Annotated in this window: 3 protein-coding genes; 2 read left to right on the top strand and 1 reads right to left on the bottom strand. The window is 55.4% G+C overall.

What is annotated here, in order from left to right; genetic code table 11:
- Both RMSM_RS11880 and RMSM_RS11875 read left to right on the top strand, forming a co-directional pair.
- Positions 1-244: DUF1501 domain-containing protein (locus tag RMSM_RS11880; protein ID WP_144057579.1), on the top strand; the 244-nt coding region annotated here is incomplete at its 5' end.
- A gap of 117 nt (positions 245-361) precedes the next feature.
- Positions 362-2,590: an acetylxylan esterase family protein gene (locus RMSM_RS11875; protein ID WP_144057578.1), complete on the top strand. Its 2,229-nt coding sequence runs from the start codon at positions 362-364 to the stop codon at positions 2,588-2,590.
- Between the two features lie 137 nt (positions 2,591-2,727).
- On the opposite strand, the gene RMSM_RS11870 is transcribed toward RMSM_RS11875, so the two are convergent.
- On the bottom strand, positions 2,728-3,315 hold a 588-nt coding region (locus tag RMSM_RS11870; RefSeq protein WP_040765920.1), incomplete at its 5' end, for a glycoside hydrolase family 16 protein.

Here is a 3,315-nt window from a genome sequence, read left to right as displayed (position 1 = left end):
TCATCCGTACGCCTTCTCGCTGTGGATGGCCGGCGGTGGCGTCAAACGTGGGTTTTCATTCGGCGAGTCGGATGAGTTTGGCTTCAATGTCGCCCATAACCCCGTCGAAGTGCATGACTTGCAAGCCACGATTCTGCATCTGCTGGGGATCGACCACGCTCGTTTTACTCACCGCTTCCAAGGGTTGGACCAGCGTTTGACGGGGGTGGAAGAGGCGAATGTGGTTCACGATCTAATCAGCTAAGCAGGGGGGGAACGACAAGCTCTATGCACTTCATGTGCTCCCGCGAACTCCACCGTCCGTAATCGGCTACAATGAGGCTCCGCTCGTTTCCCTCCTTTACCTGATTCGGAGCCCTCCGTGAAAGCCTCATTTCCCTTTGTCCGGTCCCAATTAACACTCTTGTGGGTCGTTGCGAGCATTGCGGTTTGCGGTTCATCCGCCTTGATCGCAGGCGATGCCGAGAAACATCGTGTTCTCGACGCGAATACTCGGCCCGACGATGTGCGGCTGAATGATCCGAAAGATTTGAATGGTTACTTTCCGTTTGAAGTTCCCAAATCGAAACAAGCATGGCAGCAGCGTCAGGCGGAATTGAAGCAGCGGGTTCTGGTGGCGACGGGATTGTTTCCGATGCCCGTAAAGACGCCGCTCAACACAGTGATTCACGGCAAAGTCCAACGTGATGGCTTTACCGTCGAAAAGGTCTACTTCGAAAGCTTGCCTGGCCATTTTGTATCGGGACTATTGTTTCGGCCCGAGGGGGAAGCAACCGAGAAACGACCGGCGGTCTTATCGCCTCACGGTCATGGCGGCCGGCAATATGATTATGGCGAAGCCAAGATGGACGATCTGATCGCATCGGGCGCCGAGCTGCACCGCGAATCGGGACGTTTTCCAAAACTGGCTCGCTGTGCTCAGCTCGCTCGAATGGGCTGCGTTACGTTTATCTTTGATATGCTCGGCTACGTCGACAGCCAACAAATATCCAAAGACCGCGCCCATGGCTATGCAAAACACAACGCGGACTTAGAAGGACGTGAGAACTATGGATTTTATGGCGCTCAAGCCGAAGGACGACTGCACAGCATTCTCGGTTTGCAAACGTGGAACTGCATCCGGTCGCTTGATTTTCTCGAAAGCCTGCCGGATGTCGATCCCGCTCGCTTGGCAGTTACTGGCGGCAGCGGCGGAGGGACGCAGACGATTCTAATGGGCGCGATCGACGATCGTCACATCGTTGGCTTTCCCAATGGGATGGTTTCCACCAGCATGCAGGGCGGATGCACGTGCGAAAACTGCAGCCTGCTTCGCATCGGCACGGGCAATGTTGAGCTTGCCGCGTTGTTTGCTCCGCGTCCGCAAGCGATGACGGCGGCGAATGATTGGACCAAAGAAATGATGACCAAAGGCTATCCGCAACTTCGCGAACTGTATGCGATGCTTGGCGTCGCTGACGATGTGTACTGCGAACCGATGCTGCATTTCCCTCATAACTACAACGCTGTCACTCGCAGCGTGATGTATTCGTGGATGAACAAATACCTCGAGCTTGGATTGGATGAGCCGATCGAGGAACTTGATTGGAAACCGCTGACACCCGAGGAATACACGGTCTGGAACGACAAGCACCCGGCACCCGAGGGCGGCGACGATTACGAACGTAAATTGCTTCAGCAGCTAAATGAGCGTGATCTGGCAGTGTTGTCGAATCATTCACCCCGTGGCGACCGTGAAACAGATTCCTACCTCGCGACCGTCCGCGCGGCTTGGACGACGTTGATCGGGCGTGAGCTACCAAAGGCCGCGGATATCACACGAACCAAGGTATGGAAAGAACCGCGTGAGCAATTCATCGAGTTTGGCGATTTGATCACGCTGAACAGCCAAGGCGAGCAATTGCCAGTTATTTCTGTCTATCCCAAGGCGGACAAGTGGAACCAGCAAGTCGTGTTGTGGGTCGATGGTGAAGGCAAATCGGGAATGTTCCCAGGCGGTAAGCCTGACGCGGAATTATTGCGGTTGGTCGAGGCAGGATTCGCAGTGGTTGGTGCCGATCTGTATGGCCAAGGTGAATTTACGAATGACTCGGATTCGCTAACCGAGAACCGTACGGTCAAAAACCCGCGTCCGTTCGCAGGTTACACCTATGGTTACAACGACACCGTATTTGCTCGCCGCGTCCATGACATCTTAACCGTGACGGCATGGATTCGCAGCGACGATCACCAGCCCAAGTCATTGCAAGTGCTTGGCGTCAACGGCGGCGGACCGTTGGTCGCAGCGGCTCGCGTGATCGCCGGAGCGAAGATGGATCGCGTCGCAATCGACACCGAGGGATTTCGCTTTGAAATGCTGAATGATTGGCGGCACGTGAACTTTCTGCCTGGTGCAATCAAGTACGGCGACCTGCCTACGTTATTGGCGTTATCGGCCCCGAACCCGTTGTGGATCGATGGGGAACCGTCAATCCCCGCGATTACAGCGAAGGCCTACCACGCCGGCAGCAAACCCGATGCGGTTTCGCTCGCCAAACCGGACGTCGACTCGACCACGGCAGCCATCGATTGGATCCTGCAATCGCGATAGGCGGATATTCTATTGTAGCGAAACTCGCCAAGAGTTTCGGATGCAGCATATCCGCATGACGTAGCGAAACTCGCGTCGAGTTTCGTTCGGTGGGCCTCGCGACTGGCAGCCTGACACGTCCTCTTTTCTTGCTGTACTTATTGGTACACACGCACGTAATCCACCAACATTTTTGCGGGGAAGGGAGTGGAATCGTTAGGCGGGCCGAGGAAGTTGCCTCCCACGGCGACGTTCAAAAGCAGATGGAACTCCTGGTCAAAGGGTGCCGGGAATTCACCCCCGGTGCTGCTCCATTTGGTCTGCGTTTGGTATTTCTTTCCGTCGATTAGCCAGTCGATCTGGCCCTCTTTCCAAACGACCGAAAAGGTATGGAAGTCATCCGCAAACGATCCGTTTGGCAATTTGTACTTGTCTCCGCTGTAAGCATTGCGTGGCCAGACGTCACCGTAGTGCAATGTTCCTAAGACCTCGTCGGGTTCCTGCCCTTTCATTTCCATGATGTCGATTTCACCGCTGGCAGCCCAGCCGCCGTAAGCATCGTTGGTGGGCAGCATCCAAATCGCCGACCAGATTCCGGCTCCTACGGGAAGTTTGGCTCGCACATCGATGCGACCATACTTCCAATCGCCACGATGTTTCGTCCGCACGCGGCCGGAGGAATACTCACGCGACGTCCCGCTGATCCCCGCGTTGTCTTTGCGGGCTTCGATGACAAGATTGCCATC

The sequence above is a fragment of the Rhodopirellula maiorica SM1 genome, from assembly GCF_000346295.1.
GTDB lineage: Bacteria > Planctomycetota > Planctomycetia > Pirellulales > Pirellulaceae > Novipirellula > Novipirellula maiorica.
Note: the sequence above shows the minus strand (reverse complement) of the source record. Positions and strands in the feature narration are given on the sequence as shown.